The 26,169-nt window shown below is 67.8% G+C and carries 29 protein-coding genes and 1 tRNA gene; 9 read left to right on the forward strand and 21 right to left on the reverse strand.

Annotated features, from left to right (window positions below; all coding sequences use genetic code 11):
• Positions 1-27: 27 nt before the first annotated feature.
• The 6 genes from LT970_RS12665 to LT970_RS12690 all read right to left on the reverse strand — a co-directional run bounded on the left by LT970_RS12665 (position 28) and on the right by LT970_RS12690 (position 6,124).
• Entirely contained in the window at positions 28-852 is an 825-nt protein-coding gene (locus tag LT970_RS12665) for an acetylglutamate/acetylaminoadipate kinase (RefSeq protein ID WP_349292219.1), read from the reverse strand.
• Positions 853-970: 118 nt separating this feature from the next.
• Complete coding sequence (gene argC, locus LT970_RS12670; RefSeq protein WP_232686842.1) at positions 971-2,047, reverse strand: N-acetyl-gamma-glutamyl-phosphate reductase; 1,077 nt, start codon at positions 2,045-2,047, stop codon at positions 971-973.
• Positions 2,047-2,970: a RimK family alpha-L-glutamate ligase gene (locus LT970_RS12675; protein ID WP_232686843.1), complete on the reverse strand. Its 924-nt coding sequence runs from the start codon at positions 2,968-2,970 to the stop codon at positions 2,047-2,049. The genes argC and LT970_RS12675 overlap by 1 nt, the downstream gene beginning before the upstream one ends.
• A 1-nt stretch (position 2,971) precedes the next feature.
• Complete coding sequence (lysW, locus tag LT970_RS12680) at positions 2,972-3,136, reverse strand: lysine biosynthesis protein LysW (protein WP_232686844.1); 165 nt, start codon at positions 3,134-3,136, stop codon at positions 2,972-2,974.
• A gap of 244 nt (positions 3,137-3,380) precedes the next feature.
• Positions 3,381-4,850: an argininosuccinate lyase gene (gene argH, locus LT970_RS12685; protein ID WP_232686845.1), complete on the reverse strand. Its 1,470-nt coding sequence runs from the start codon at positions 4,848-4,850 to the stop codon at positions 3,381-3,383.
• Positions 4,847-6,124, reverse strand: coding sequence for an argininosuccinate synthase (locus LT970_RS12690; protein ID WP_232686846.1), 1,278 nt, complete (start codon positions 6,122-6,124; stop codon positions 4,847-4,849). The genes argH and LT970_RS12690 overlap by 4 nt, the downstream gene beginning before the upstream one ends.
• Before the next feature lie 263 nt (positions 6,125-6,387).
• On the opposite strand from LT970_RS12690, the gene LT970_RS12695 reads away from it, so the two are divergent.
• Complete coding sequence (locus tag LT970_RS12695; RefSeq protein ID WP_232686847.1) at positions 6,388-6,576, forward strand: DUF7554 family protein; 189 nt, start codon at positions 6,388-6,390, stop codon at positions 6,574-6,576.
• Positions 6,577-6,604: 28 nt separating this feature from the next.
• Positions 6,605-7,135, forward strand: coding sequence for a 2'-5' RNA ligase family protein (locus LT970_RS12700; protein WP_232686848.1), 531 nt, complete (start codon positions 6,605-6,607; stop codon positions 7,133-7,135).
• A 21-nt stretch (positions 7,136-7,156) separates the two neighbouring features.
• Here LT970_RS12700 and LT970_RS12705 read toward each other — a convergent pair whose 3' ends face one another.
• Positions 7,157-9,391: an ATP-dependent DNA helicase gene (locus tag LT970_RS12705; RefSeq protein WP_232686849.1), complete on the reverse strand. Its 2,235-nt coding sequence runs from the start codon at positions 9,389-9,391 to the stop codon at positions 7,157-7,159.
• 40 nt (positions 9,392-9,431) lie between these two features.
• Positions 9,432-10,463 carry a cation diffusion facilitator family transporter gene (locus LT970_RS12710; RefSeq protein WP_232686850.1) on the reverse strand — a complete coding sequence of 344 codons (1,032 nt, stop codon included), beginning with the start codon at positions 10,461-10,463 and terminating at the stop codon, positions 9,432-9,434.
• A 173-nt stretch (positions 10,464-10,636) separates the two neighbouring features.
• Here LT970_RS12710 and LT970_RS12715 point away from each other — a divergent pair, with 173 nt between their 5' ends.
• A complete protein-coding gene (locus LT970_RS12715) occupies positions 10,637-11,149 on the forward strand; it encodes a metallophosphoesterase (protein ID WP_232686851.1) in 513 nt (170 codons plus the stop codon).
• Positions 11,150-11,305: 156 nt separating this feature from the next.
• On the opposite strand, the gene LT970_RS12720 is transcribed toward LT970_RS12715, so the two are convergent.
• Positions 11,306-11,959 (reverse strand): ArsR/SmtB family transcription factor, encoded by a 654-nt coding sequence (locus tag LT970_RS12720; RefSeq protein ID WP_232686852.1) that lies wholly within the window; start codon positions 11,957-11,959, stop codon positions 11,306-11,308.
• Positions 11,960-12,085: 126 nt separating this feature from the next.
• Between LT970_RS12720 and LT970_RS12725 the strand changes: the two genes are divergently transcribed.
• Entirely contained in the window at positions 12,086-12,223 is a 138-nt protein-coding gene (locus LT970_RS12725; protein ID WP_232686853.1) for a DUF7859 family protein, read from the forward strand.
• A 62-nt stretch (positions 12,224-12,285) separates the two neighbouring features.
• On the opposite strand, the gene LT970_RS12730 is transcribed toward LT970_RS12725, so the two are convergent.
• Entirely contained in the window at positions 12,286-13,302 is a 1,017-nt protein-coding gene (locus LT970_RS12730) for a threonine aldolase family protein (protein ID WP_232686854.1), read from the reverse strand.
• 214 nt (positions 13,303-13,516) lie between these two features.
• Between LT970_RS12730 and LT970_RS12735 the strand changes: the two genes are divergently transcribed.
• Entirely contained in the window at positions 13,517-14,626 is a 1,110-nt protein-coding gene (locus tag LT970_RS12735) for an aminopeptidase (RefSeq protein WP_232686855.1), read from the forward strand.
• 652 nt (positions 14,627-15,278) lie between these two features.
• Here LT970_RS12735 and LT970_RS12740 read toward each other — a convergent pair.
• Positions 15,279-15,353 (reverse strand) — tRNA-Arg (locus LT970_RS12740).
• 87 nt (positions 15,354-15,440) lie between these two features.
• Here LT970_RS12740 and LT970_RS12745 point away from each other — a divergent pair.
• Together LT970_RS12745 and LT970_RS12750 are read left to right on the forward strand one after the other, a co-directional pair.
• Entirely contained in the window at positions 15,441-15,998 is a 558-nt protein-coding gene (locus LT970_RS12745; protein ID WP_232686856.1) for an AAA family ATPase, read from the forward strand.
• The gene (locus tag LT970_RS12750; protein WP_349292220.1) at positions 15,995-16,498 is read left to right on the forward strand and encodes an RNA-binding domain-containing protein; all 504 of its coding nucleotides are present in this window, start codon (positions 15,995-15,997) and stop codon (positions 16,496-16,498) included. The genes LT970_RS12745 and LT970_RS12750 overlap by 4 nt, the downstream gene beginning before the upstream one ends.
• Positions 16,499-16,554: 56 nt before the next feature.
• Here the strand turns inward: LT970_RS12750 and LT970_RS12755 are convergent, their stop codons facing one another.
• The gene (locus LT970_RS12755) at positions 16,555-17,097 is read right to left on the reverse strand and encodes an iron transporter (protein WP_232686857.1); all 543 of its coding nucleotides are present in this window, start codon (positions 17,095-17,097) and stop codon (positions 16,555-16,557) included.
• Positions 17,098-17,272: 175 nt separating this feature from the next.
• On the opposite strand from LT970_RS12755, the gene LT970_RS12760 reads away from it, so the two are divergent.
• Positions 17,273-17,983 (forward strand): cupredoxin domain-containing protein, encoded by a 711-nt coding sequence (locus tag LT970_RS12760; protein WP_232686858.1) that lies wholly within the window; start codon positions 17,273-17,275, stop codon positions 17,981-17,983.
• Between the two features lie 114 nt (positions 17,984-18,097).
• Here LT970_RS12760 and LT970_RS12765 read toward each other — a convergent pair whose 3' ends face one another.
• From LT970_RS12765 to LT970_RS12780, 4 genes are all read right to left on the reverse strand, one after another.
• Positions 18,098-19,288, reverse strand: coding sequence for an alpha-hydroxy-acid oxidizing protein (locus tag LT970_RS12765; RefSeq protein ID WP_232686859.1), 1,191 nt, complete (start codon positions 19,286-19,288; stop codon positions 18,098-18,100).
• 24 nt (positions 19,289-19,312) lie between these two features.
• Positions 19,313-19,870 carry a magnesium transporter gene (locus LT970_RS12770; RefSeq protein ID WP_232686860.1) on the reverse strand — a complete coding sequence of 186 codons (558 nt, stop codon included), beginning with the start codon at positions 19,868-19,870 and terminating at the stop codon, positions 19,313-19,315.
• On the reverse strand, positions 19,871-20,443 hold the full coding sequence (locus LT970_RS12775) for a magnesium transporter (RefSeq protein ID WP_232686861.1): 573 nt from the start codon (positions 20,441-20,443) through the stop codon (positions 19,871-19,873). It lies immediately after the preceding gene.
• A 718-nt stretch (positions 20,444-21,161) separates the two neighbouring features.
• Complete coding sequence (locus LT970_RS12780; RefSeq protein WP_232686862.1) at positions 21,162-22,550, reverse strand: signal recognition particle protein Srp54; 1,389 nt, start codon at positions 22,548-22,550, stop codon at positions 21,162-21,164.
• Positions 22,551-22,679: 129 nt separating this feature from the next.
• Between LT970_RS12780 and LT970_RS12785 the strand changes: the two genes are divergently transcribed.
• On the forward strand, positions 22,680-23,117 hold the full coding sequence (locus LT970_RS12785; protein WP_232686863.1) for a JAB/MPN domain protein-containing protein: 438 nt from the start codon (positions 22,680-22,682) through the stop codon (positions 23,115-23,117).
• A 36-nt stretch (positions 23,118-23,153) separates the two neighbouring features.
• Here the strand turns inward: LT970_RS12785 and ftsY are convergent, their stop codons facing one another.
• From ftsY to LT970_RS12810, 5 genes are all read right to left on the reverse strand, one after another.
• A complete protein-coding gene (gene ftsY, locus LT970_RS12790) occupies positions 23,154-24,326 on the reverse strand; it encodes a signal recognition particle-docking protein FtsY (RefSeq protein WP_232686864.1) in 1,173 nt (390 codons plus the stop codon).
• A 4-nt stretch (positions 24,327-24,330) separates the two neighbouring features.
• A complete protein-coding gene (pfdA, locus tag LT970_RS12795) occupies positions 24,331-24,795 on the reverse strand; it encodes a prefoldin subunit alpha (RefSeq protein WP_232686865.1) in 465 nt (154 codons plus the stop codon).
• 273 nt (positions 24,796-25,068) lie between these two features.
• Positions 25,069-25,734: a translation initiation factor IF-6 gene (locus LT970_RS12800; RefSeq protein WP_232686866.1), complete on the reverse strand. Its 666-nt coding sequence runs from the start codon at positions 25,732-25,734 to the stop codon at positions 25,069-25,071.
• A 4-nt stretch (positions 25,735-25,738) separates the two neighbouring features.
• Positions 25,739-26,017 carry a 50S ribosomal protein L31e gene (locus LT970_RS12805; protein WP_232686867.1) on the reverse strand — a complete coding sequence of 93 codons (279 nt, stop codon included), beginning with the start codon at positions 26,015-26,017 and terminating at the stop codon, positions 25,739-25,741.
• Complete coding sequence (locus tag LT970_RS12810; RefSeq protein WP_232686868.1) at positions 26,017-26,169, reverse strand: 50S ribosomal protein L39e; 153 nt, start codon at positions 26,167-26,169, stop codon at positions 26,017-26,019. Before LT970_RS12810 ends, LT970_RS12805 begins: the two co-directional genes overlap by 1 nt.

Consider the following 26,169-nt stretch of genomic DNA (forward strand, 5'->3'; position numbering starts at 1 on the left):
CCACCACCGCGTCGCTGACGGCTCCGTTCATATTGCCTCCGGGTCGAAGCGCGTGCCAGCGCCGGCGAGCGCCCGGACGACCGGGTCACGGCTGTTCGCGTCCGCGACGACGACGCCCGCTGCGCCGCCCTTCAGGGCTTCCGTGGCGGCGAGCACCTTCTTCGACATGAATCCCTCCGCGGCGTCTTCGGCGGCCGCGAGGTCGTCGGGCGTCACCACCTCCTCGATGACCGACTCCGGGTCGTTGGGGTTCTCGAAGACGCCGTCGACGTCCGTCAACACGACGAGCGTCGCGTCGAGTGCGCCGGCGACGGCGGCGGCCGCGCGGTCCGCGTCCGCGTTCACCGCCACCCCGTCTTCCGCGAGCATCGGCACCGACACGACCGGGACGTAGCCCGCGTCGAGTTGGGTCTGGAGGAGGTCCGTGTTCACGGACTCGATCTTCCCGGAGTGGTCGCCGCGACGGATCTTCTTCGTGCCGTCCTCGACGACCTTCACCGCGGACTTGCGCGGTCCAGTGAGCAGTCCGCCGTCGATGCCGTTGAGGCCGACGGCGGGGACGCCAGCGTTCTCGAACGCCGCGACGAGGTCGGTGTTCACCTTCCCCATCGCCATCGTGAACACGTCCATCGTCTCCTCGTCGGTGAACCGGCCGGTCATGCCCGAGGGCGACTCGACGTACTCCGGTTCCTTCCCGTAGTCGTCGAGCGCGTCGTCGACTGCCGTCGAACCGCCGTGCACGACCACCACGTCTTCGTCGTTGACGGTGAGGTGCGCGACGTCGGTCACCGCGCCCTGCGGGTCGACGGCGCGCGCGCCGCCGATTTTGACCACGACCGTCACGCGAACCACCCCGCGTGGTGAGGGTGACTACGCGAGTCGCAGCGCGCTCCGCGCGACCGTCTCGCGGTAGTCGAACCGTCGCTCGCGAGCGGAGCGAGCAAGCGACGTTCGAGTTCGCTCTGCGAACTCATGGCGCCCCCACGGGGTGGAGCCCCGCGAACTCGAGGCCGGCGGTCTCCTCGAAGCCGAGCGCGACGTTCGCCGCGTGGACGGCCTGTCCTGCCGACCCCTTCGTCACGTTGTCGATGGCGCTGAAGGTGACGACGCGGCCGTTCGCCTCGTCCAGTTCGAAGCCGACTTCCGCGTGGTTCGTGCCCGCGACCGCTTTCGGCTCGGGGTAGCGGTAGACGCCGCCCCCGCCCGCGACCGTGCGCACGAACGGTTCGTCGTCGTACGCCTCACGGTACGCGCTCCAGAGGTCGGCCTTCGAGGGCGTCTCCTCGAAGAGGACGTGGCTGGTCGCGCTCGCGCCCCGAACCATGTCGACGGCGTGGGCCGTGAACGACACGGAGCGGCCGAACAACTGCTCGATTTCGGCCTCGTGGCGGTGGCCGGTCGCCGCGTACGGGCGGACGACGCCCGAGCGCTCGGCGTGGGACGCGGCGGGGCCGCCGCCGGTCCCGCCTTCCGAGGAGCCGACCTTCACGTCGACAACGATCTCGGCGTCGTCCAGCAGACCGGCCTCGTACAGCGGCAGCAGGCCGAGAATCGTCGCGGTGGCGTTACAGCCACCGCCGGCGAGGAGATTCGCCCCCGGGAGCTTCTCCCGCGACACTTCGGGAAGCGCGTACACCGAGCCTTCGAGGTGTTCAGGTGCGCTGTGCCCGTCGTACCACTCCTCGTACTGCGCTTCGGTCTGGAGGCGGAAGTCCGCGCTCAGGTCGACGACGGTGTCCGCGATGTCCCGCCACTCGTCGACGTGTTCCATCGCGACGCCGTGGGGCGCCGCCGCGAACAGCACGTCCACGGACTCGAGGTCCGTCGGTTCCGTGAACCGGAGGTTCTGTCCCCGGAGGTTTGGGTGGACGCTGCCGACCGTCTTGTTCGCGTACTCGCGACTGGTCGCCTGCGTCACGTCGAACTCGGGGTGGCCTGCGAGCAGGCGCAGGAGTTCGCCGCCCGCGAACCCGCTCGCGCCGACGACTGCCGCGGTGGTGGCCACGCCGTTCGCGTCGCTCTCGTTCTCGCTTCCGGTGGCCGCCATCAGGCGGTCACCTCCACCTGCGTGGCTGCCTTCGTCTCCAGCCAGTCGGCGACTGCCGCTGGGACGTCCACGTCGGTCGCCTCGTCGAGTGCCTTGAACTCGACCGTGTGGTTGACCTCGTGGACGGTGTACCCGTCTCCCGTCTCCATCAGGTCGATGCCGAGTAGCCCGCCGCCAACGGCGTCACTCGCCGCCGCGACGAGGTCGGCCACCTCGTCGTCGATCCCGAACGCCGCCGTCTCGCTGCCCTTCGCGGCGTTCGTGAGCCAGTGGTCGCCCGAGCGCGTCATCGCCGCGACGGGTTCGCCGTCGACGGCGACCACGCGGATGTCGCGGTCGGGTTTCGGGACGAACTCCTGGACGTAGAAGACGCTGTGCTCGTAGTGGCCGAGCGTCGCCTTGTGCTCCAGAATGGCTTCGGCGGCGCTCTTCGACTCGATTTTCGCCATGAGGCGGCCCCAGGAGCCGACGACTGGCTTCAGGACGCAGGGGTAGCCGTAGGACTCGATGGCGTCGAGCGCGCTGTCGGTGGTGAACGCGACGGTGGTGTCCGGCGTGGGGACGCCGGCGTCAGCGAGCGCGAGGCTCGTCTTCGCCTTGTCCGCACAGACCGCGGCCGTCTCGGCGCTGTTCACCACGGGAACACCGCCGGACTCGCTTCGCTCGTCCGACGAGCCCGCGGTCACTTCGCTCCCGCGGATGTCGTACGACTCGCAGAAGCGCGTGAGGTAGACGCTCCTGCTCGTGGCCAGACAGCGGTCGACGACGACGTCGCAGTCCGCGAGTGGCGCGTCGGTGTCGTCGAGCCCGAAGCCGTGGTCGCGCACGTCCACTTTCGTCACGTCGTGGCCGCGCTCGCGCAGTTCGTCCAGGAGGAGCTTCTCGTCCTTCCGGATGCGCGAGTAGAGGATGCCCACCTGCAACTTACTCCCCCCAGTCCTCCGCGAGTTCGGGGGCTCGCGCGAGAACTGGGGGTGAGACGTCCGTGACTTCCAGTTCGGTCCCACAGGTCGCACAGTCGACGATTTCGCCAACTTCCGCGTCGTCGTGGAGCGTCACGTCGGCCCCACATTCGGTACACGTGGTCATTACACCTCCAGCTACAGAGTCACACCACTTAAGCTAACCGAACCTGTCAAAGAAGTTAAACTAACTATGGGCGGGGCTAACGGGACGGAGACGCCCAAAACGAACGAACACCGAAACCGTTTCCATGGTAAGAGAATTGTCTATTTGCCCTGGGAGGGGCGGTCGCGGCGGTCGGGTCGGAGCGAGACAGTCGGCGGTTCCAGCGCACCCAGTGACTGCCCCGAACGGACGAACGGTGGCGCTCTCAGACATACGACACCACCTCCGTCTCCAGTTTGTCCGCCGCCTCGGACAGCGTCTCGCGGCGTGCCGCGACGGCGTTCTCGTCGGCGTCGATACCGTCGAGCACGGCAACGAGCGCGTCACCGACCGCGTCGGGCGCTGGGCCGCCCAGGGAGTCGCGTTGCGCGGCGCTCTCGACCGGGTCGAGCGCGGCCGCCACTACCTCGGGGTCTGCGAGGTCCGCCAGCGACTCGCCAGTGACGTCACGGGCGGCGGCGTCCACCGCGCCGAGGTCCGCTCCTCCATCCGTGGTGTCGCTGCGCTCCGAAGCGAGAGAAACGATCTCGTGCGCCGTGCGGAACGGCAGGCCCGCAGCGGCGAGCGCGTCGGCCACGCCCGTCGCCGTGGCGAACCCTTCACCGGCCGCCGACTCGAGCGCCTCGGCGGGCCAGTCTGCGGTCGCCACGGCGCCCGCGGCCACCGCTGCCGCGTCCGTCACCGCGTCCGCAGCGTGCCACGCGTGGGGCGTCGCGCGCTGCAGGTCGCGGTTGTAGGCGCGTGGAAGCCCCTTCAGCGTCGTCGCTAGCCCCTGGTACGCGCCGAGCGCGTCGCCCGCCGTCGCGCGCACCAGCTCCAGCGTGTCGGGGTTCTTCTTCTGGGGCATGATGGAGGACGTCGACGAGTAGTCGTCCGCGAGGTCGACGAACCCGCGGTTGGCGAACACCACGAGGTCCTCGGCCAGCCCCGAACACGTCACGGCGACCGAGGACAGCGCTGCAACCGCCTCCAGCAGGAAGTCGCGGCTCGCCGCCGCGTCCATCGAGTTCGTCACCACGTCGTCGAAGCCGAGCAGTTCGGCCGTGCGCTCGCGGTCGACGTCGAACGTCGTGCCCCCGAACGCGGCCGCGCCGAGCGGCGACTCGTTCGCGCGGTCGTACGCGTCGAGCAACCGGTCGGCGTCGCGCGCGAGCGTCCCCTCGTAGGAGAGCGCCCAGTGCGCGACGGTCGTGGGTTGTGCGGGCTGGAGGTGCGTGTATCCGGGCATCACCGTCTCCGCCTCCGCGGCGGCGACGTCGGCCAGCGCCTCGCGCAGCGAACGCACCGAGTCGAGGGCCGAAAGCAGGTCCTCGCGCAGGCGGTACCGGATACAGGTCGCCACCTCGTCGTTGCGAGAGCGCGCCGTGTGCATCTTGCCACCGACCCGTCCCACGCGCTCCACGACGGCCGTCTCGATGGCCTCGTGGACGTCCTCGCCGTCGGGCAGCGCGTCGAAGCCAGCCGCCTCGACGTCGTCCAGCGCGCCGAGGATGGTGCCGGTGTCGTCGCCGCCCACGACGCCCTGCTCCGCGAGCATCACGACGTGCGCGCGGTCGACCGCGAGGTCCGCTGCGAAGATGCGCTCGTCGTCGCTCATCGAGGAGAGGAACGACCGCGCGGGGCCGCCGCTGAAGCGCTCGCGGCGAACCACCGTGCCGTCGTCCTCTCCGCTCATTCCGCGTCCTCCTCCGTGCTCGTCTCAGTAGCGCCGTCGCTGCCCGCGTCTACGGCGTCGACGGTGGTCGTGTTCCCGCCGTCGGGCGCGAGTTCGGGCTTCGAGGCGTTCGCGAGACGCGACTGGAAGCCGTGGTACTTCGCCACGCCCGTCGCGTCCTCCTGCTCGATGCCCGCCACCGTCTCCGTGTCGAAGGATGCGGCGTCGGCGGAGTAGACGGCGTGCTCGCTCTCGCGGGCCACGGGGCGGGCCTGTCCGCCCTCGAACTTCACTGTCACCGTCCCCGTCACCGTCTGCTGGGTCTCCTCGACGAACGAGTCGAGGGCCGCGACGAGCGGGTGGTCGGCGAGTCCCTCGTAGGCCTTCTGGGCCCACTGCTGGTCAACCTGCTGTTTGAAGTCGCGTTCGTCCTTCGTCAGGACGAGCCCTTCGAGGGCCTCGTGGGCCGCGAGCAGCGTCGTCGCCGCGGGGTGCTCGTAGTTCTCGCGCACCTTCAGCCCGAGCATGCGGTCTTCCATCAGGTCGGTGCGCCCCACGCCGTAGCTCCCGGCGAGGTCGTTCAGGTACTCGACGAGGTGGACCGGCTCCATCTCCTCGCCGTCGACGGAGACGGGAACGCCCTGTTCGAAACCGACGTCGACGGTTTCGGTCTCCCCCGACGGGGCGTCGGTCCAGTCGTAGATGTCCTCACTCGGCTGGTAGCCGGGGTCCTCCAGGTCGCCGCCCTCCACGGAGCGACTCCAGAGGTTCGTGTCGATGCTCCACTCGCCGTCGTTGCCCGCCTCGACGGGGAGTCCCTTCTCCGCGGCGTACTCGATCTCCCACTCACGGGTCAGCCCGAGTTCGCGAACGGGTGCGAGCACGTCGAGGTCGCTCGCGCGCCACACCGCCTCGAAGCGCAACTGGTCGTTGCCCTTCCCGGTGCAGCCGTGTGCGAGCGCCGCACAGCCCTGTTCCTCGGCGACCTCCAGAATCGCCTCCGCGATTACGGGGCGCGCGAGCGCGGTCCCCAGGGGGTAGCCCTGGTACGTCGCGTTCGCCTGCACCGCGTCGAAGCAGCGCTCCGCGAACTCCGCCTTCGCGTCCACGACGTAATGCTCGACGCCGAGCGCGGCCGCCGTCTCGTGGGCGTCGGCGAACTCGGCCTCTGGCTGGCCGACGTCGACCGTGACACCGACGACGTCGTCGTAGCCGTACTCTTCTTTCAGCAGCGGTACGCAGACTGTCGTGTCGAGCCCGCCCGAGAAGGCGAGCGCGACGGTTCCTCCTGTCATGTGTTGTGATTGCCGCGACGCTTGAAAGCCGACACAGCCGACCGAAAACGAGGGAGTAGGTAGTGTGGGGTCTAGGCGGACCCCGGTCGTCGCGGCGTTCGGAGGAGAGCCGCTGCGCTGGTGGACGGCGAACCCACGGCGAGCGCGAGCGACTGCATCGTTACTACCACAACCCTCCCACGACGCCTTAAGAGTTGCTCATCGCCCGAGGATTGTCACGAGCGGCCCGAACGCTCATGTCGGTGGTGTGGCTACGACCGACCATGTCACGAGGCAACCTAGACGTCGACGACCTGCTCAAGATCGTCCTCGTTCTGGTCATCATCTGGCTCGCACTCGAGGTGCTGGAGGCCATCGTCGGCACGCTCGCCGGCATCCTGCACCTCGCGACGCCAGTCGTCGGACTCGTCGTGCTCGCACTGCTCGTTCTCTGGCTGCTCGACCGCATCTGATTTGGCGCTCGCGCCCCGAACACGGGGCGTGTACAGCGTGAACGTCCCGGTGCCGCCGGCCGTCCACGACGTCGCAGACGACCTGCGGCCCGCGCTCACGGGGTTCGACCGGGTGCGAGAGCGCGGTCAGCGCACGCTCCTCGTCAAGCGCGTGCCCGCCGAGAACCGCCGCGAACTCCGCGACGACTGGCGGACCGCCAAGCGCGCACTCGAGGGCGCGCCGGCGTTCGAAGCCCGCATTGCGGGCATCGACACGTTCGACGACCCGCCCGCCGGCACCAGCAGCCCTGTCGCCTACCTCGCCGTCGAGAGCCCCGGCATCCACGACGTCCACGCGCGACTCTGCTCGGTGTTCGACCCCGTAGAGCAACTCGAAGGCGGTGACGACTACGATCCCCACGTCACCCTCGGCCGGGGCGCCGACGGCCTCCGCGGCCGCCGCGCCATCGCCGACCTCCTCGAGCGCGACGTCGACCCCGTGACGTGGACGGTCACCGAACTCGAGTTGTACGACGCGAACCACTACGAACCAGTCGACGCCATCTCGCTCCCGGCGTAGTCCGAACGGCACACGCCCCACTCAGGGCTGTGGCGGGTCGCCGTCGTAGGCGTCCTGGTCGGTGTAGAAGTTCAGCGTCGCGAACCGCAGTTTCTTCGGGTCGATGTCCACGAGTTCGCTGCGCTCCTCCGGCGGGAACGTCGGATTCACGCTGAACTTGCGCATCTCCTGGCGGCTCTGTTTCGTGTACCGGCGGTCGACCAGCATCCGCACACCGAAGTCCTCGGGCGACCGGAGCACGCGCCCGATGGCCTGCCGGGTCTTGCGCACGGTCGGAATCTCCACGGCGTACCGCCACCCTGCGTCGTTGCCGTCCCGCGCCCCTCGGCCGCCGCCGCGGTCGCCCTCCCGGTCGCCGAACGCCCGGGCGTACGCGTCCTGGACGGCCTCCGCTCGCGCGTCGAGATGTGGGTACGGCACGCCGACGACGGCCACCGTGCGCGCGTCGTCACCGTCGAAGCTCACGCCCTCCGCGAGCGTCCCCCACAGCGACGTGAACAGCACGCCGTTCTCGTCGGCGGTGAACTCCTGCCGGAGGTCCTCGGCGGCCTCCCCGGGTTCGTCGAGGTAGCGCGTCGCCCCGACGTCGTCGAGCAACGCGTGGTAGCGTTCGGCCTCCGAGTAACTCGGGAAGAAAAACAAGCAGTTCCCGGGCGTGAACTCGACGGCGTCCCGGAGCGCCCCGGCGACCTCCTGCTGGACGGCCTCGTCGCTCCGGTTCGACGAGAACAGCGGTTCCGTGTCCACCGCGAACGTGCGCCGGTTCTCCTCGGGGAACTGCAGGCCGTACGCCATCGTCACCGGGTCGTCCAGACCGAGCACGTCGCTGACCACGTCGAACGGCCGGAGCGTCGCGGACATCAGCACGCTCGCGTGCACCGAGTCGAACAGTTCGGTCGTCACCTCGCGGGGGATGCAGGTGTACAACTCGGCGCGACCGTACACCTCCTCGGTGCCCTCGTCACGGCGCACCGCCGCGGTCGGATACTGGCCGAGCTCGCCGCTCTCGTTCACGTACCCTTCCACGAACTCGGCGGCCTGGAGGACGTGGCACTCCTGGCGCGTCGTCGTCTCGCCGTTCCGGTACGCCTCGTCGTACTCCTCGTCCAGGTGCTCGCCGAGCGCGAGCGCGTCGTCCAGGTCGGGGTCGATGCCCGGCCCCGTGTACGCCTGGAGGAACGCCAGCGTGAGGTCGTCGCGCCGGTCGTCGTTGGCTACCGGCACGTCCTCCCAGTTCGACCCGACCTCGGACTTCGCCCGCGGCGGGCCGCTCCCGCCGAAGCCGAACGCGTCCTCGTACGTCTCGGTGAGCGCGTCCCGGAACGCGGAGACGACGTTCTCCGCGGCGCCCGCTCGGTCGTCGTCCACGTCCTCCAGTTCCGCGAGCGCGCTGTCCAGCGTGTTCTCCGTGAGCTCCTTCGAGGCGTGGTCGCGGGCCGCGTCCTCGACGTTGTGCGCCTCGTCGAACACCACGACGACGTCCTCCGGGTCGCGGCCCAACCACCGGAAGAACTGCGCCCGGATGCCGGGGTCGAGCAGGTGGTGATAGTTACACACCGCGAGGTCGACGCCCTCGATACCTTCCTTCAGGAGTTCGTAGCCACACAGGTTCCGCTCGTGGGCGTAGTCGTAGATGTCCTCGGGCGTCCGCACGCCGTCGTACAGCCACTGGTAGAAATCGTCGTTGTCGCCTGCGAGGTTCTCGTAGTAGCGCTCGCAGACGTTCCCCTCCTGAAGGTCCTCGAGGTCCGCTTCCACCGCCTCGAGTTCGTCCATCACCGCCTGCCGGGCTTCCACTGCTTCGTCGTCGCCGTCCTGTGCCTCTTCTAAGAGCGCCTCCTGGCGTTCTTCGAGTTCGCGCTTGTCGCGCTCGACGTCCACGAGTTCCCGGGTGTTGTCCCGGAGCACCTGGCACTCCTCGTAGTCCACGTCGATGTGGCACATCGACCCCTTCCCCTTGAACACGACCGCGCGTATCGGCTCGCCGTCGTGTATCTCGCGGGCCTCGCGGACGAACTGGCGCATCTGCTGGTGGACGTTCGTCGTGATGACCACCGTCTTGTTCGTCTCGCGGGCGTGGTCGAGCGCGGGCGCGAGTGCCGCGAGCGTCTTCCCCGTCCCGCAGGCGCCCTCGAACAGCACGTCGGTGCCGGTATCGAGGGCGTCCCGGATCTCGTCCATCGCCTCTCGCTGGTTGTCGTACGGCGAGGGCTTCGGGAAGAACCGAAGATAGTCGGGGGAGTCGCTCGCTGCCACGATGGGCGGCAGTTGGTCGCCACGCCGTAAAAATCTGGGCCTACGCGCCCCCACCTGACGGCGGGCCATCGCCGCCTGACGGCGACGGGCCGCCGCTGCCCGACGCCGACGACTCACCGTCGCCCGCCGGGCCGTTCTGGGGTTCGACGTACGCCTTCTTGACGTCCGAGTTCGTCTCCTTCAACGCGGCGACGATGTCGGCGATCTTCCCCTCCAGTTCCTCGGTCTCGAGGTCCTGCTCGAACTCCACGTCGGCCGTTACGAGCACTTGCCTCGGTCCGAAGTAGACGGAGCGGAACTCGACGAGCGAGTCGACGCCCTCCCAGTTGCGGACGACTTCCCGCAACTGGTTCTCGTCGGTCTTCGAGATGCTCTCGCCGAGCAGGAGGCGCTTGTTCTCCAGCGCGAGCGCTACCGCGAACACCATCAACAGCAGGCCGATGAGGAGCGCGGCCGCCGCGTCGTACACCGGGTTGCCGGTTTGCTGGGTGAGGAAGATGCCGACGAGCGCGAGCACCAGCCCTGCCAGCGCGACCGTGTCCTCGGTGAGCGCCGTGAGCGTCGTGGTGTCGCTCGTACGCCGGAACGCTTCTCGCAACCCGCTCCAGTCGTTCTCCTTGATCTGGCTCTGCATCTCCTTGTAGGCCTTCGTGAACGCGTAGGATTCGAAGGCAACCGCACTGAGTAGTACGGCGTAGTTCACCCAGACGCCGGGGAACGTGAACCCGAACCGCGACACCGTCGTCGTTACCGCGCCGCCGTGGTGCGTGAGCGCGTTGTAGCCGTGTTTCGCGGACTCCCACCCCGCGATGCCGAACAGCATCACGCTCACGAGAAACGAGTAGAAGAACTGCGCTTTCCCGTAGCCGAACGGGTGCGAGCGTGTCGCCTCTCGTTCGCCGTACCGCAGCCCAATGAGCAGGAACACCTGATTGCCGGTGTCCGAGATGGAGTGGTACACCTCGGAGAGCATCGCGGGACTCCCGGTCACGAGAAAGCCCAGGAACTTCAGCACCGCGATGGCGCCGTTGGCGATCAGCGCGGCGATCACGACCGACTTGCTTCCGGCCATCACCGAACAATTCACTCCGGTAACACAAAGGTATTCCCGCCGTCTCGGGCCGGCGGTCGCCCGCTGGGGCCGACGTAGTCTCGGCTCCGAGGCGGAACGGTCACCGCCCCGAGGCGGAACAGTCACCGCCCCGAGGCGGAACAATCAGGGGGCGGAGGCGCCTACCGACGGACATGATAGCGGTGCTGTCCGACACCCACAGCGAGAACGGACACGCGCTCGACGGACCGGTGCTGGACGCCGTCGAGGACGCCGACCGCGTCGTGCACGCCGGAGATCTCACGAGCGAGTCGGCCTTAGACGCGTTCCACGACGCGAGCGAGCAGTTGCTCGCGGTCCACGGCAACGCCGACGACGATGCGGTCACCGACCGACTCCCGGCGGCGCGGACGCTCGACGTCGCCGGCGTGCGCGTGGCGGTGACCCACCACCGGCGCGGCGGCACCACGGGGCTGTCCCTGTTCGGGCGCGAACGCGGCGCCGACCTCGTCGTGTTCGGGCACACCCACCGGCCAGCGGTGGTCGAAACCGGGGACGTGACGCTGTTGAATCCGGGCAGTCACGCCGACCCACGCGGCAACGAGGCGGGCTACGCGGAGCTACTCCCTACGGACGACGGCGTGACCGTTCAACTCCGTGGAATCAACGGGGATGTTCGCAGAGAAGTCCGGGTGGAGGGCCGGTAGCGTCAGCGGAGCGGGCCGTCAGGGCCTGACGGAGCAGGCGTCGCGGTCGGAGCGGAGCCGACGCGGCCTGTACCACGAGGTACGGGACACGTTGTCAAGTAGGCAATGTAAACTCAAATACGCGTTTTAGCCACGGCGAAACCGCAGGAAGCAGGCCTACCGGCGGAGATACCAGACGCCCGCGACCATCGACAGCACGAGCAGACCGCCGAGGAAGAACACCAGGCCGAGCGGGAGCACGCCCGCGGACTGGCCGGCGGCGTCCCCCGCGACTGCCGCCGCGTGACCCGGTTCGTTCTGCGCCACGAGCCCCGAGTACTCGCTCGTCGCCTGCGCGCCGGCGCTGCCACCGCCGCTCTCCGGGGCCTGGAGGCCGCTGCCGAACAGGCGCTGGACGACGAGACTCGCCACGCCGAGCACGCCGACGCCGCCGAGGAGGCTCGCGAGCGCGGTTTGGACACTCTCGCCCTCCTCCTCGCTGCCCGCGAACAGCACCACCGGCGCGTCCGAGGGCGCGTACACGCTCATCTCGCGGCCCTTCGCGGAGTACCGGGTGTCACACTCCTCGATGAGGTCCGCGTCCTCAAGGTTGCCGAGGTGGTACTGGGCGTTCTGAAGGGACGTGTCGGCCGCCTCGGCGAGTTCGGAGGGCGTGGCGGGGTCGTCGTGGAGGGCGGCGTACAGACTCCGCGCAGTCTCCGAGGAGAGCGCCGACAGCAACTGGTCGGCGCCCTCGGAGTCGACGCCGACCACGCGGGGTTCACCCTCGGAGGCGTCGACCTCCGAGCGGGAGGGTAGCAGACCGGACATAACCGCTCCTTTGAGACGGAGTGGTATGAGTTTTATCTTGCCACGCCACTCTCTCCCGGGCGAACGCGACGACGCTCGCCTGTCGACCCCCGAAACCCCTAATGTGTCGGGCGAGAACCACCGCGTATGGTCCAGTTCGGTCCCGAGTTCTACGTCATCGCGGGCGCGGTGTTGCTGTTCGTCTTCTTCCTGTTCCTGTTCGTCCGCCGCACGATAACCGGCTTCCGGGAGGGGATGGACAGTAGCCGGGACGAACGGAAGTAGCGTCGGTCCGCGGAGAGGGCGCGAGACGGACGACACCGGTGGTTCGGCGAACGCGGGCGGTGTCAGAGCGCCCGCTCGACCGCAGCGACGACGTCCGGGACGTCGCCCTCGCTCACGTCGAGGTGGGTGCAAAAGCGCGCCGTATGCTCCCCGAACTCGGAGGCGAGCACGCCCTCGTCCTCGCAGCGCTCGAGGAACTCGGCGGCAGTGAGGTCCGCGCCGGTGGTGTCCGCGAGCACGATGTTCGTCTCCGGGTCGGGCACAGCGAGCCCGGGCAGGTCGTCGAGCGCGCCGGCGAGACGCGACGCGTTCGCGTGGTCTTCGTCCAGGCGCTCGCGGTTCTCGAGCGCGAGCAGACCGGGCGCGGCGATCATCCCCGCCTGCCGCATCCCGCCGCCCAGCAGTTTCCGGATGCGGCGGGCGCGCTCCACGAACTCGGTCGAACCCGCGAGCATCGACCCGACGGGCGCGCCCAGGCCCTTCGAGAGGCAGAACATCACGGAGTCCGCGGGCGCGAGCAGGTTCGCCGGGTCGGCGTCGAGCGCGGTCGCGGCGTTGAACACGCGCGCGCCGTCGACGTGTACCGGCACCCCGAGGTCGTGGGCAGCGTCCGCCGCGGCGGCGAGTTCGTCGCCCGGAACCGCAACGCCGCCTTTCACGTTGTGCGTGTTCTCCACGCAGAGCAGTCCCGTGCCAGGTCGGTGGAGTTCCGTCTCGACGTACCCCTCGCGGACCTGCTCGGGCGTCGGACAGCCGTTCTCGCCGCCGTCGTACGTCCGCACCTGCAGCTGGGAGTGCTGGGCGAACCCGCCGAGTTCGTACCGGTAGACGTGGCTCTCGTGTTCTACGAGCGCCTCCTGGCCGCGGTCGGTGTGGACGCGCGCGGCGATCTGGTTGCCCATCGTGCCACTCGGCACGTACAGCGCGGCGTCCATGCCGACGGCGTCGGCGGCGCGCGCCTCGAGTTCGTTCACGGCGGGATCCTCGCCGTACACGTCGTCGCCGACGTCGGCGTTGCTGGCCGCCTCCCGCATCTCCTCACCTGGTTTCGTCACGGTGTCGCTTCGCAGGTCGAGCACACTCCGACTCCGTACTCGGCGTACAAAAGTACGGGCGTCCCGGGTGCTCGATTCCGCCGTATGTCCTATCGCCTGCTCTCGCCACTAGGTCTTCTATCGTCCGCTCTCGCCGGCGATTCTCGGAGTATCGGTGACCGTCACCCGGGCGAGCGACGACCAACCGGCAGAATTTGCTTTCGAAAGACCCTTCAGCGAGTTTTCGTGAAACTACCGCATGGACTCCCGCATTCGGAGGCACGCCGAAATCATCGTCCAGCAGGCAATCGACCTACAGCCAGGGGAGAACGTGGTCGTGAGCATGCCGCCGGTCGCCGAGGACCTCAGGGTCGCGCTCTACGAGGAGATCGGGAAGGTCGGCGCGAACCCCGTGATGCTCGCGCGCGGCGACCGCGGCATCGGCACGGACCGCGCCGCTCGCGCGTACCTCCGGGCGGTCGACGAGGACGACATCTCGGAGCCCGAGCACCTCCTGAAGCTGTTCGAGCACACCGACGCCGCCGTCGTCGCGCGCCCCCACGAGAACGTCTCCGAGCAGAGCGACGTGGACACGGAGACGGGCGCGGCGTTCGCCGCCGCGTACCGCGACGTGTTGAACGCGCGCCTCGAGACCAAGTGGTGTCTCACGCACTATCCCGCGCCCGCGGACGCCCAGAGCGCGGAGATGTCCACGGAAGCCTACGAGGACTTCGTCTTCGGCGCGATGAACAAGGACTGGGACGCCGTGCGCGAACACCAGGCCCAGATGGTCGAGATTCTCGATCCCGCAGAGGAGGTCCGTATCGTCTCCGGGGATACGACGGACGTGACGATGAGCGTCGAGGACATGGTGACGCTCAACGACTGGGGCACCAACAACCTGCCCGCGGGCGAGGTGTTCACTGCGCCCGTCCCCGACAGCGTCGAGGGTGAGGTCACCTTCGACAAGCCGGTCTACCACCAGGCACGCGAGATCCAGGGTGCGTGGCTGAAATTCGAGGACGGCGAGGTTGTGGACTTCTCGGCCGAGCAGAACGAGGACGTCCTCGAGGGCATCCTCACGACGGACGAGGGGTCGAACCGCCTCGGCGAACTCGGCATCGGGATGAACCGCGACATCGACCGGTTCACGTACAACATGCTGTTCGACGAGAAGATGGGCGACACCGTCCACATGGCCCTCGGTCGCGCGTACCCCGCGACGGTCGGCGAGGGCGTCGAACAGAACGACTCCGCGAAGCACGTGGACATGATCGTGGACATGGCGGAGGATTCGTACATCGAGGTCGACGGGGAGGTCGTGCAGCGCAACGGCACGTTCCGATTCGAGGACGGGTTCGAAGAATAACGGGAGCGGCGGTTATTCTACAATCTTCGACAGATAGCGGCGTTCTTCGCCGCGTTCTGTGTTGGCCACAAGGCGTATAACGGGAGCATATCCCGTTCAAAACCACGCATCCAGCGCTCCCGGGCGATACCGCCTCCCTCCTGCCCGGGGATGCTAACGTATGCCATCCGGTGTTTTAAGGCAATGGCGTGCGTTAGAGTCCCACGTGCCCAAGCTCGATTGCCCGGACTGTGGTCGAGGCATCGCGATGCACGAACTCGAAACGCGAACGGTTGCCCAGGCCACGGGATTCGAGACGAGTTACCGCTGCCCGTTCTGCCACACGGACTTCGACGAAGTGAAGCAGTTGATGTAGCTCGCTCCGGCCGAGTTCGCCCTGATGCGTAGCTGCTGCTGATTTTCTGGCATAGACGCGCGTGCTGTCAAGCATCCTCGCGCTTCGCGCGAGGTTCACTGCGCGAACGAAGTGAGCGCAGGGAGTTTTTAGCGTAGCTTTTTGCGAGGCGAGGTTCGCGCGCAGCGCGAACCCGCCGAAGTAAAAAGGTACGCGGGCACGAGGGGATTCGAACTACGCAAACACCTCGCTAGCGCTCGGTGTTCTCTACTTCGAATCTCTGCCCGCTTCGCTCGTCGCGTTCGCTCCTCGCAGAAGCGGGCACGAGGGGATTCGAACCCCCGGCCGTCTGGTTAGAAGCCAGACGCTCTGTCCGAACTGAGCTACGTGCCCTTGCCGTGGGGTACAGGAGGAGCGGGTAAAAACCGACGGGTCTGCAGACCGAACGACATAGGTATCGCCACCGACTCGGTTCTCGTAATGAGAGTCATCGGTACTGTGGGGATGCCGGGGAGCGGCAAGAGCGAGGCCGCCACGGTCGCCGAGGAACTCGGCATTCCGGTGGTGACGATGGGCGACGTCGTCCGCCAGGAGTGCCGGGACCGCGGACTCGACCCGGCCCAGCACCACGGACGAATCGCGCAGGCGCTGCGGGAGGAGAAGGGGCCGGCGGCCATCGCGGAGCGCTCGCTGCCCATCATCGAGGATCGCCTGAAGGACAGCGACACCGTGCTCGTGGACGGTCTCCGCTCGGACGTGGAGGTCGAGCAGTTCCGGGAGGCGTTTGGCGACGCGTTCACGCTCGTCGAAGTGCACGCACCGCTGGACGTGCGCCGGGAGCGCGTGGAAGGTCGCGGGCGGCCGGGGGACAGCGACGGGGAGAGCGTGGAGTCCCGGGACGAGCGCGAACTCGGGTTCGGGATGGGCGACGCCATCGAGGCGGCGGACGTCACCATCGAGAACACGGGGTCGCTGTCGGCGTTCCACGACCGCGTCGCGGAGCTACTCGCTGGCGAGTCGCCGGAGGGTGAAGCGTGATCTACCGCGTCGAGGTGCGGGTGACCGCACCGGTGCATCCGACCGAGGTGACCGACCGCGTGGCGGACGCCGTCCGGAATCTGTTCCCGTCGGCGGACGTGGAGACGCACGCCGACCGCGTGACGGCGACGGGACACGACCTCGAGCGGTTCCGCGAGCAGTTGTTCGAGCAGCGCATCCTCGACACCGCGCGGAAGGAACTCCACCGAAATCGCACGGACGACGGCTTCGCGTTCGACCTGAAGAAGCAGGCGGCGTTCAACGGGAAGGTGAACTTCGCGGTCGGGAATCCGGACGAACTCGGCGACGTGCACGTCGACGTAACGGTCGTCGAGCCGTCGGTCGAGGAGTTCGTCGCGCATCTCACGCCCGAAACCGAGGAGGGCGAACCGGTGACCGCCGACGACGTGGCGGACGATTCCGACCAGTCGGGCGACTCTGGGGATGCTGATGAGGCGCCCGACGATGCTGACGAGGGAGTCGACGACGCCGACGAGTGACGAGTCACCTCGTCTTCGGCCGCTGTCGCACCGTCGGCCGGTGACCGGCGCTGTGCTCAGTCCTGGCCGGTCTCGATGTCGACGCCGCTGAACGTCACCTCGGTGCGCTCGCCGAACCGGTCGCCGTTCTTCTCGTCGTGGCGGTGGAACGTCGGCGGGTCGACGGTGACGTGGAGGTCGTAGGTACCCGACTCGGGGAGTTCGACGTTCGCGCCGTAATGGTAGATGCCGGGGTGCCAGAGCAGTTCCGCGTCGAACGGGCCGTGTTCGCCGCTATCGCCCTCGAGGCTGAACGAGACGTCACACCTCGGAACCAGGCGTTCGTCGGCGGCGTCCACGACGACGACCTCGACGTGGCAGTTCGCGTCCCCGGGTTCATGCCAGGAGAACTCGCCGTCCTCGAGCGCCCAGAGCCCCTCGGCTTCCTCCTGGGCGAATCCGACGACGTACTCGCCCGCTTCCTTCGTGTCGCCGGTGTGGGCGACCTCGGTTATCATGTACTCGACGCCTTCCATGAATGCCTCGCCCATCTTCTCCGCGAGCTGTAACTGCGTCTCGTCGACTTCGTCGCTGGGAACCTTCTCCTTCGTGTCGGACATACACCACGATTTGTCGGAGAGGCAGCTAAGCCTACTGGCCACTACGTTGCCGGCGCTTACTCTGCCGCTGGGTGACCCCGTTCAGCCGTGGTTTCACCAGTCCGTAACCGTCTCTCGACTGACTGGCCACAATGCCCATGCGGTCACGCGGACTACTGATTACCGGGGGATCGTGGTGAGTGAACGGTGTACACGCCGCGCATTCGTTCGAACGCTCGGCGGGATGACAGCGGCGGCGGGCGCAACCGGAACTGTAAGCGCACAGGAGGGTACCACGACGACCGGTGCTGGTGGCACGGGTACTGGCGGAACGACGGGCGGTGGCGGAACAACCGGAGCAGGTGGGACTGCTGGCGGCGAGGGAACGACCGGTAGCGACGGCGACAGTGAGCCCGCAGTCCACTACCGGTTCGGCGGTCGCGTGTCCGCCTGGCAGGGGCGGGAACCAGAGACCATCGCCGATTCGACCAACCCCACGCTGAACCTCGAAGCCGGGCAGACCTACCGGGTGACGTGGGAGAACCTCGACGGCGTCGCCCACAACTTCACGATACAGGATTCGAGCGGGAGCAACCTCGCGAGCACCGCGACGACGTCAGAGGAGGGCGCGACGCTCACGTTCACGTTCACCGCCTCCGAACAGATGGCCCAGTACATCTGTACCATCCACCCAACCACGATGGTTGGGGACATCGAACTCGGCGGCGGCGGGACGGGCGGCGGCGGTGGCGCCGAACAGGAGATAAACCCCGAGGAGATGGGCGTGCCCCTCCGCCCGCACTACGTCGGCATCGTCACCGTGTTGATGATGATCGTCTCGCTCGTCTACGCCTTCTTCGTCCTGAAGTACGGGGAGTCCGAGCACTCCAGTAGTCCGAACCAGTAGCGGACCCTCGCGAGCGACTCGACCGTGGCGCGTTGGGGTGGCGTGCTGGGACGGAGCGTTGGCGGTGGTGCCCTGTGGCGGTGCGCTGGGACGGCGCTGACGGCGGCCCCGGAATCACCGGCCGCTTCGTTCCCGGAGGAGCGAACGGTCGACATCCTCAACGTCGTCGAGGCCACAGAGACCGAGAGTCAGGTCGAGGTCCGCGAGCAGGTTCTCGCACACCTCGTGCACGCCATCTGCGCCGTCGAGCGCGAGTCCGTAGGCGTACGGACGACCGAACAGCACGGCGTCCGCGCCGAGCGCCATCGCGACGAGCACGTCCGCGCCGCGGCGGACGCCAGAATCGAACAGCACTGGGACGTCGCCGCCGACCTCTGCGACGACTTCGGGCAGCATTTCGAGGGCTGGCACGGCGTTGTCGACCTGCCGCCCGCCGTGGTTCGAGACGACGACGGCGTCGGCGCCGGCGTTGACGGCGGCCCGCGCGTCGTCCGGATGGAGGACGCCCTTCGGGACGACCGGGAGGTCGGTCCGCTCGCAGAGGTCCGCGAGGTCGTCCCACGTCAGGTTCGGGTTGCCGAACACGTCCACGAACTCCTTGATGGCGGCGAGTTCGTTCTCCTCCGGCGGGGCCGAGAGGCGGTCGCGGAACGCGGGGTCCGCGAGGTAGTTCGCGATTCCCTCGCCGTCGAGGAACGGGAGATACGCGCTGTCCACGTCTCGCTCGCGCCAACTCAACAGCGGCGTGTCGAGCGTAACGACGAGCGCGTCGTAGCCCGCGTCCTCGGCCCGAGTGACGAACGAGTCGGCGACGTCGGGGTCGGCGCTCCAGTACAACTGGAACCACTTCGGCGCGTCACCCAACTCGTCGGCGAGGTCCTCGAGCGTCGTGTCGGAGGCGGAGCTCACGACGAGCGGAATCCCGAGGTCGCGGGCGGCCTCGGCGGTGCCGCGCTCGCCGTCCTCGTGGAGGATAGACTGGACGCCGATGGGCGCGAGCAACACGGGGTAGTCGTACGTTTCGCCGAACAACTCGATTGAGAGGTCGCGCTCGCCGACGCCGCCCATCATCCGCGGAAGGATGCGGTAGTCCTCGAAGGCGGCGTCGTTCGCGCGCTTCGTTCGCTCCGCGCCCGCCGCCCCTGCGACGTAGTCGTAGGCCTGCTCGTCCAGTTCCTCCAGCGCACGGGCCTCCAGTTCCTCGAAGCCGACTGGGAGGTCGGGCGTGATGTCCGCCATCCCCTGCATGTACACCTCGACCTGTCGGCTGGGTCCCGGCTGGTCGGGCGTGCTGTCGTCTGCCATGCGCTCACCTCGGCCCGCCGACACTTAAAGCACGAGGCGGACGGCGCCGAACAGCACGAGCACGCCGAGCACGTCACAGACGTTCGTCACGACGGGGATCACGACGTCGTCGGGGTCGAGGCCGAAGTGGTAGGCGGCGTACGTCGCGCCGACGGTGACAGCGACCGCGAGCGCCGCGAGCACGGCGCCCGAGAGAAACGCGACGAGGACGACCGTTCCGACCCCGAGGTCGGTGCCCTGCGTGACCGCGGTGAGCGCCCACGCCCCGGCGCCGACCACCGGGAACAGCGTGAGCGCAAGTGCGACGACGGCGAGCGCGTTCCCCGCGAGTTCGTCGTCCGTCGGGTCGAAGGAGAGCGTGCCGAGGTGGAACGCCGTCGAGAGTCGGGACGCGAGGATGCTCCCGAGGTTCCCGGCGGTGCCGATGGTCACGGGGACGAGCACGAGCAGCGAGGGGTGGGCGAGCAGTTGGGCCTCGAACGTCTGGAGGACGAGCCCGCTCCCAATCTCCACGACGGTCAGCGCGAGCAAGACCGGGAGCATCGCGCGCGTTATCGCCGCGACGGTCCACTCGCTGCGCACTCACCCCACCCCCACGACGAGTCGCACCGCGAGCACGAGAAACGCGAGGCCGAACACGTCCCCGGTGGTCGTCACGAGCGGGCCGACGAACGTGTCCGGGTCGTGGCCGCGCCGGAACCCTGCGAACACCACGACGACCACCGCGACGGTCAGCGCGAGCCCGGAGAGCAGCCCCGCGACCGCGGCGATGCCGACCAGCGTGCCGAGCCCAGCGACCCCGTTTCCGAGCGCCACGAGCGCGGCGAACGCCGCGACCGCCGCGAACACGCTCGCCAGCAGGCCGTTGGCCAGCGCCGCCGCGGCCGCCGCGCGCAGGCGTTCGTCGCCTGCGCCGACGCGCGGTTCCACGACCCCCTGGTGGAGCCCGGTCGAGAGTCGCGCGCCGAACGCGCCGTACACGTTCCCGCGCGTCGCGAGCAGCGCGGGCACGAGTACGAGCAGTCCCTCCACGGCCCGCAGTTCCGCGCGCATCCCGCCGAGCACGACGCCCGCGAACAGGCCGCCGACGACGCTCACGGCGAGCGCCGGCGCGGCCTCCTGGTAGGCGTCTGCGGCGACCGCGCGGACACTCATTGCCGGAGGAACGAGCGGCCGCGAGAAAAAACCCGCTGGGAGTTCGATTCCGCTCGAAATCCCCAGCGCGCTCGCGGTCGCTCACAACCTCGACCAGTCACTCCGCTCGTTAGATACACACGACGTACTTCGCGGCCCTCGACCACGGCCAGGTCGAACCCAGCGAGCGCGATCTCGTCGCCGGCGTCGTCCGCCAGGACTGCCGGGCAAAGGAGGAGGCGCTAGCTCACCCTGATATGACACCCGAGCTCGCGGAGAATCTGAGTACTCGGACGATGCAGTTGCGCTACGAGGTTAAGACGAGCGTCGACATCGCTCCGTAGCTCCTTCGGTAGTTCTGAGCAAGGCCCGCGCTCCGAAACCCTGCCAGCGGTACTGTTACCAACCATATGAATTTACAAACAGACGGCTACTGGCGGAAAGCATGGGACTGTCGGGTAGGCTCAGAGAGAAACTAGCCGAGTTTGTCGGTTCCGTTGACCTAGCAATCCCAATTGACCTTCTCATTTACTGGGCGCTTGGTGTCGTAGTCATCAGCCAATTGAATGTGCTCCCAAGTAGAGCGGGAGCAGCCGTTCTCCTTTGGTCCATTATTTGCGTCATGAAATGGTATGGCCTGCAGTTCTAGGGTCGCACACCTATCTAACGCCTGTTTCACTATGGTCAGCGTCTAACTGATAGGCTTTCAACAGAGCCGCTTCAATAGACCCAACTACCTCTAGAACATCCCGCCGAAGCCGCCGCCACCGCCTCCGCCGCCGCCCTGCTGTTGCATCTGCTTCATCATGCGCTGCATGTCGCCGTCGCCCATCCCCTGGAACTGCTTCATCGTCCGGGCCATCATCTTGTGCTGGTCAAGCAGGTCGCGGACGGTGTCCTCGTCCTGTCCCGACCCTTTGGCGATGCGGCGCACCTGACTCGCGCCGATGGAGCGCGGGTTCGCCATCTCCTCCTCGGTCATCGAGTCCATCACGACCTCGAAGTTCCGCATCCGGTCCTGGGTGACGTCCATCGCGTCGTCCGGGAGTTCGTCCATCAGGCCACCACCCATCCCCGGAATCATGTCCATCACCTGGTCGAGCGGCCCCATGTTGTTCATCGCGGACATCTGCTTGCGCATGTCGTGGAGCGTGAACTCCCCCTTCATCAGGTCCTCGGGGTCCCAGTCGTCCTCTTCGTCCTGGGTCTCCTCCATCGCGCGCTCCACGCGCTCGGTGAGCTGCTTCAGATCGCCCATCCCGAGCAGCCGACTGATGAAGCTGTCCGGCTCGAAGCGCTCGATGTCCTGGACGGTCTCGCCGGTCCCGAGGAACGCGATCGTCGAGTCGGTCTCGTTGACGGCGGTCAGCGCCCCACCACCCTTCGCCGTCCCGTCGAGTTTCGTGATGGCGACGCCGTCGATGCCGATTGACTCGTCGAACTGCTGGGCCTGGTCTTTCGCGCCCTGCCCGATGGCGGCGTCCAGCACGAGCAGACTCCGGTCGGGGTCGACCGCGTTCTCGATCTCCTCGATCTCGCTGATGAGGTCGTCCTCGAGTGCGTGCCGGCCCGCCGTGTCCACGATGTGGACGTCCGCGTCTGCGGTGGCCTCGAGGCCGTCGCGGGCGATCTGCACGGGGTCCTCGCCGTCCGGGTCGCCGTAGAACTCCACTTCCGCGCGCTCGGTCATCTGCTTGGCCTGGTCGTACGCGCCCGGCCGGAACGTGTCCGTCTGGATGACCGCGGGACGTAGCCCCTTCTTCGAGAACCACCACGCCATCTTCGCCGCGGTCGTCGTCTTCCCGGACCCCTGGAGGCCCGCGAGCAGGATGGTCTGGGACTCCAGCGGGAGGTCGGTCGAGTCGCCGACGAGCTCCACGAGTTCCTCGTAGACGATGCGGAGTACGTGGTCCCGCGCAGACGTGCCGCTCGGCGGTTCCTCCTCCAGCGAGCGCTCCTTGATGGAGTCCGAGAGCTCCATCACGAGACTGGTGTCGACGTCGGCCTGGAACAAGGAGCGCTGAATCTCCTTGACGACCTCGTCGACGTCCTCCTCGGAGATGCGGGACTTCCCGCGGAGGGTGTCCAGCGTCCCCCGCAGGGAACTCCCGAGGTCGTCGAGTACCATTGTTGTGCGGGCGTAGGTGGCCGCCACCTAAGAGCCTTGTTCCCTGTCGTGACGGCGTTCCGGAGCGACACCGACAGTCCGAGTCGCCACCAGCGGTACGTTCAACCGCTTCGACCGCGTACAACAACTGTGCCGACTGTCTACGCCACGCGAGCGCTCGCCTCCGTGCTCTGCGAACTCGCGGCGGACGCCGACCCCGACTCGGTCTCGGTGCCGCTCGCGGCGACGCCGGCGAACGAACTCGAACCGGTAAGCGGCGCGCTCACCGCCGTAGACAACAAAACCGACGTTCTCTCGGATTTTTACTTTCCGGACGCCGCCGACGCCATCACGAGCGTCTTCGGGATGGACCTCGCCACGCCCGCCGGCCAGACCGCCGGCCGCTTCGTCTCCCACCCGAAAGGCGAGTACGAGGTGTCGCTCGCCGACGACCTGCACGTGCGACTTCTCGTCGCCGTGCCGCCGTGGAACCCCGACCACCTCCGGGCGTACGACCGCAACGGCACGCGCCAGTCGCTCGTGCTCGTCGACGCCACGACGCCGTCGGAGGACGCGCCGAACTTCTGAGAAGAGGGTCCCTCCGAATCGGAAACCGAGGGCTGGTTATTCGTCGGCGTCGAGCAGGTCGTCGACCAGCGTCTCGGGGTCGAACGACTGGAGGTCGTCGTACCCCTGACCGGTGCCGAGGAACAGAATCGGCTTCCCGGTCACGTAGGACACCGAAACCGCCGCACCGCCGTTGCTGTCGGCGTCCGCCATCGTGAGGATGGTGCCGTCGATGGCCGCCGCGTCGTCGAACTCGCGGGCGCGATTCACGGCGTCCTGGCCTGCCACCGCCTCGTCAACGAACAGCGTCATGTCGGGTCCGACGGTGCGGTGAAGTTTCTCCAGTTGCGCCATCAGGTCGTTCGACGTGTGCAGGCGACCCGCGGTGTCGCCCAGAACCACGTCGACGTCGTTGGCCTCCGCGTACTCCACGGCGTCGTAGACCACCGCGGTCGGGTCGCCGCCCTGCTCGTGGCTGATGAGTTTCAGCCCGAGGTTGTCGGCGTGCTCCTGGATCTGCTCGTTCGCGCCGGCGCGGTACGTGTCGCCGTTCGCCAGCACCGTCGAGTAGCCCCGGTCCTCGAGGTACTTCGCGAGTTTCGCGATGCTCGTCGTCTTCCCGACGCCGTTGACGCCCGTGAACACGATGGTCACCGGCTTCTCCGAAGCCGCGATGGTCTCGTCGAAGTCGAACTGGCCGACGTCGATGACCGAAAGCAGCGCGTCGCGGAGCGCGTCCTCGACGAGCGCGCCCGTGCTCTCCGTGAACTTGCGCTCCTCGCCGACGAGATCGTCGCGGATGGTGTCGAGTATCTCGTCCGCGACGCTCATCTCCACGTCGCTCTCTAGGAGCGCCATCTCCAGATTCCACAGCGGGTCTTCGAGGTCGTCCTCGTCGATGACGACGCGACCGCGAGCGAACGACGTCGCCCTGTTCACGAACCCGCCGTTGTTCGAGTCGGTGTCGGAAGAATCGGCGTCCGCGGACTCGGTCGCTTCCTCGTCGGAGTCGACGCCGTCGTCGGCCGTCGACTCCGTGGCGTCTCCGGCTGGTGGCTCCTCGCCGGTCGCCGCGTCCGCTGGTTCGTCGCGTGGGGTCGCCGCTTCGCCGCCCGCCGTCCCGTCTTCGCCCTCGACTTCCTCCTCGTCGAGCGCTTCGGCGTTCTCGTCGGCGACCTCCTCGGCGTCCTCGCGGAACTGCGAGAGCTTGTCCTTCAGCCCGTCGAACATACCGTTACTCTTCGTCCTGCTGCTGGGCCTGCTGTTGCTGCATCTGCTGTTGCATCATCTGTTGCTGGGCCTGCTGGGCCTGCTGTTCCAGCTGGGACTGCTCCTCCTCGACCTCCGAGATCTCGCTTCGGACATCGTCGATGCGGTCGTCGACCATGTCCTGTTTCTCCTCGAGGACGTCCGTCGCGTCGTCGCTCGTCTGCTCTGCGGCGTACCCACCGCCGAGACTGACGACGACCTCGTCGATGTCCTGGACTTCGGCACGCACGTACGCGTCGCCGCCGAGCGGGACCTGCACGGTCGACCCCGTCTCGAGTACGTCCAGGGCCTCCATCGCCTCGTCGATCTCGGTCTTCTCGTTCTGGAGGTCCTCGACCTCCGCCTCGAGCTCCTCGATCTCCTCGTCGAGTTCCTGAATCTCCTGGGACAACTGCTGCAGCTGCTGTTGACCGCCGCCTCCAAGACTCATACCCAGAACTCCGGCTGCGAGCGGGAAGTATCTTCTCACTTCCAAGCCCTCCCTCCCTCGCTTACGCCGTTCGCTCGCTCGGTCGCCCTTGGAGATTCTTCCGAAAATCGCGAAGCGATTTTCGGCGTCTCGGAAGAGCTACGCTCTTCCGGCGACCACCAGGCCACCGGGTGGTTGGTCGGGCTATGGTACTGGGTGGTTGGTCGGCTGTCGTTACGGGTGTTCGTGGTGTTTCGCAGAAAAATCCGTCACCGGAATTCGCCGACGCAGCAGTCAGTCGATGAAGCCGAGCGCGTCCTCGATGCGGCCCAGCTCGGGGCCGGTGGTGTCCTCGCCGACGACGTAGCCGTCGTCGTTCGCGATGAGGCCGGAGCCGACCAGCGGCGCGCCGTAGTTGATGGTGCCGACGTCCGCGGGGACGCCGAGGGCGTCCTCGATGGCGTCGAGTTCCGCGTCCGTCGACTTCGGGTGGCATAGCACGCCGTCGTTCGTCGCGACGGCGGCGGTGCCGACCGTGTTCACGTCCGCGAGCGTGCCCCGGGTGACGGGCACGTCGAGAGCGTCCTTCACGGCCTGGACAGCGTCCCTGGAGAGGTCGGCGTGGACGTACGCGCCCTCGTCGTTCGCCACGACGACGTTCCCGGCGGCGTTGATGCGGCCGGGGAGCGTGCCGACAGCGACGCCGACCTCGTCGCTGATACGGTCGCGCTCGCGCTGCCGGATGCGTCCGCTCACGAGCAGGCCGTTTCCGTTCCCAGCGACGAGCGATCCGACAGTCGAGGAGCCACCGACCGTGGTGCGGACGGCGGGCACGCCGAGCTCGTCGCTGACGTCGTCGGTCAACCCGTCCTCGAGGTCCCGACGCAGCACGACGCACTCCGGGGTCGCGCGGGCGAAGACGCCGACGTACGGCGACCCGAAGAAGGCAGCGCGTAGCAACGGTTTACGCTTCGTACTCTGCTTCGACGACGGTTTCGCCGTCCTCGACGAAGCGAGCAGCGTGCACGCGGATCTTCCGCGGCGGGTTCTTCTGGCCGCCGTCCCACGCGATCTCGTTGATGGAGGGGTCGAGGCGGACCTCGTCCTCGTCGACCGCGAACTGCTTGGCGAGGTGCTCGCGCACGATGGTCATCGCCTGCCCGGCGCGCTCGTGATTCGGGACCTTCGTCACGTCGCGGAGCGGCACGGTGACGATGCGCTCCTCGAAGTCGTTGGCGCTCATTATTCGTCGGTGTCGTTACGCCGCCAGTTGCGGCGCTTCGGGTTGCGCTGGACGTCGCGGTTCGTCTTCATCATGACCCAGGAGGGAACGCGGCTGTTCTGGCGCTCGAGCTTCCCGAGTCGCTTCTTCTGTGCCTTCGATTTCTTACCCAT

The organism is Halobacterium zhouii (assembly GCF_021249405.1).
GTDB classification, from domain to species: domain Archaea; phylum Halobacteriota; class Halobacteria; order Halobacteriales; family Halobacteriaceae; genus Halobacterium; species Halobacterium zhouii.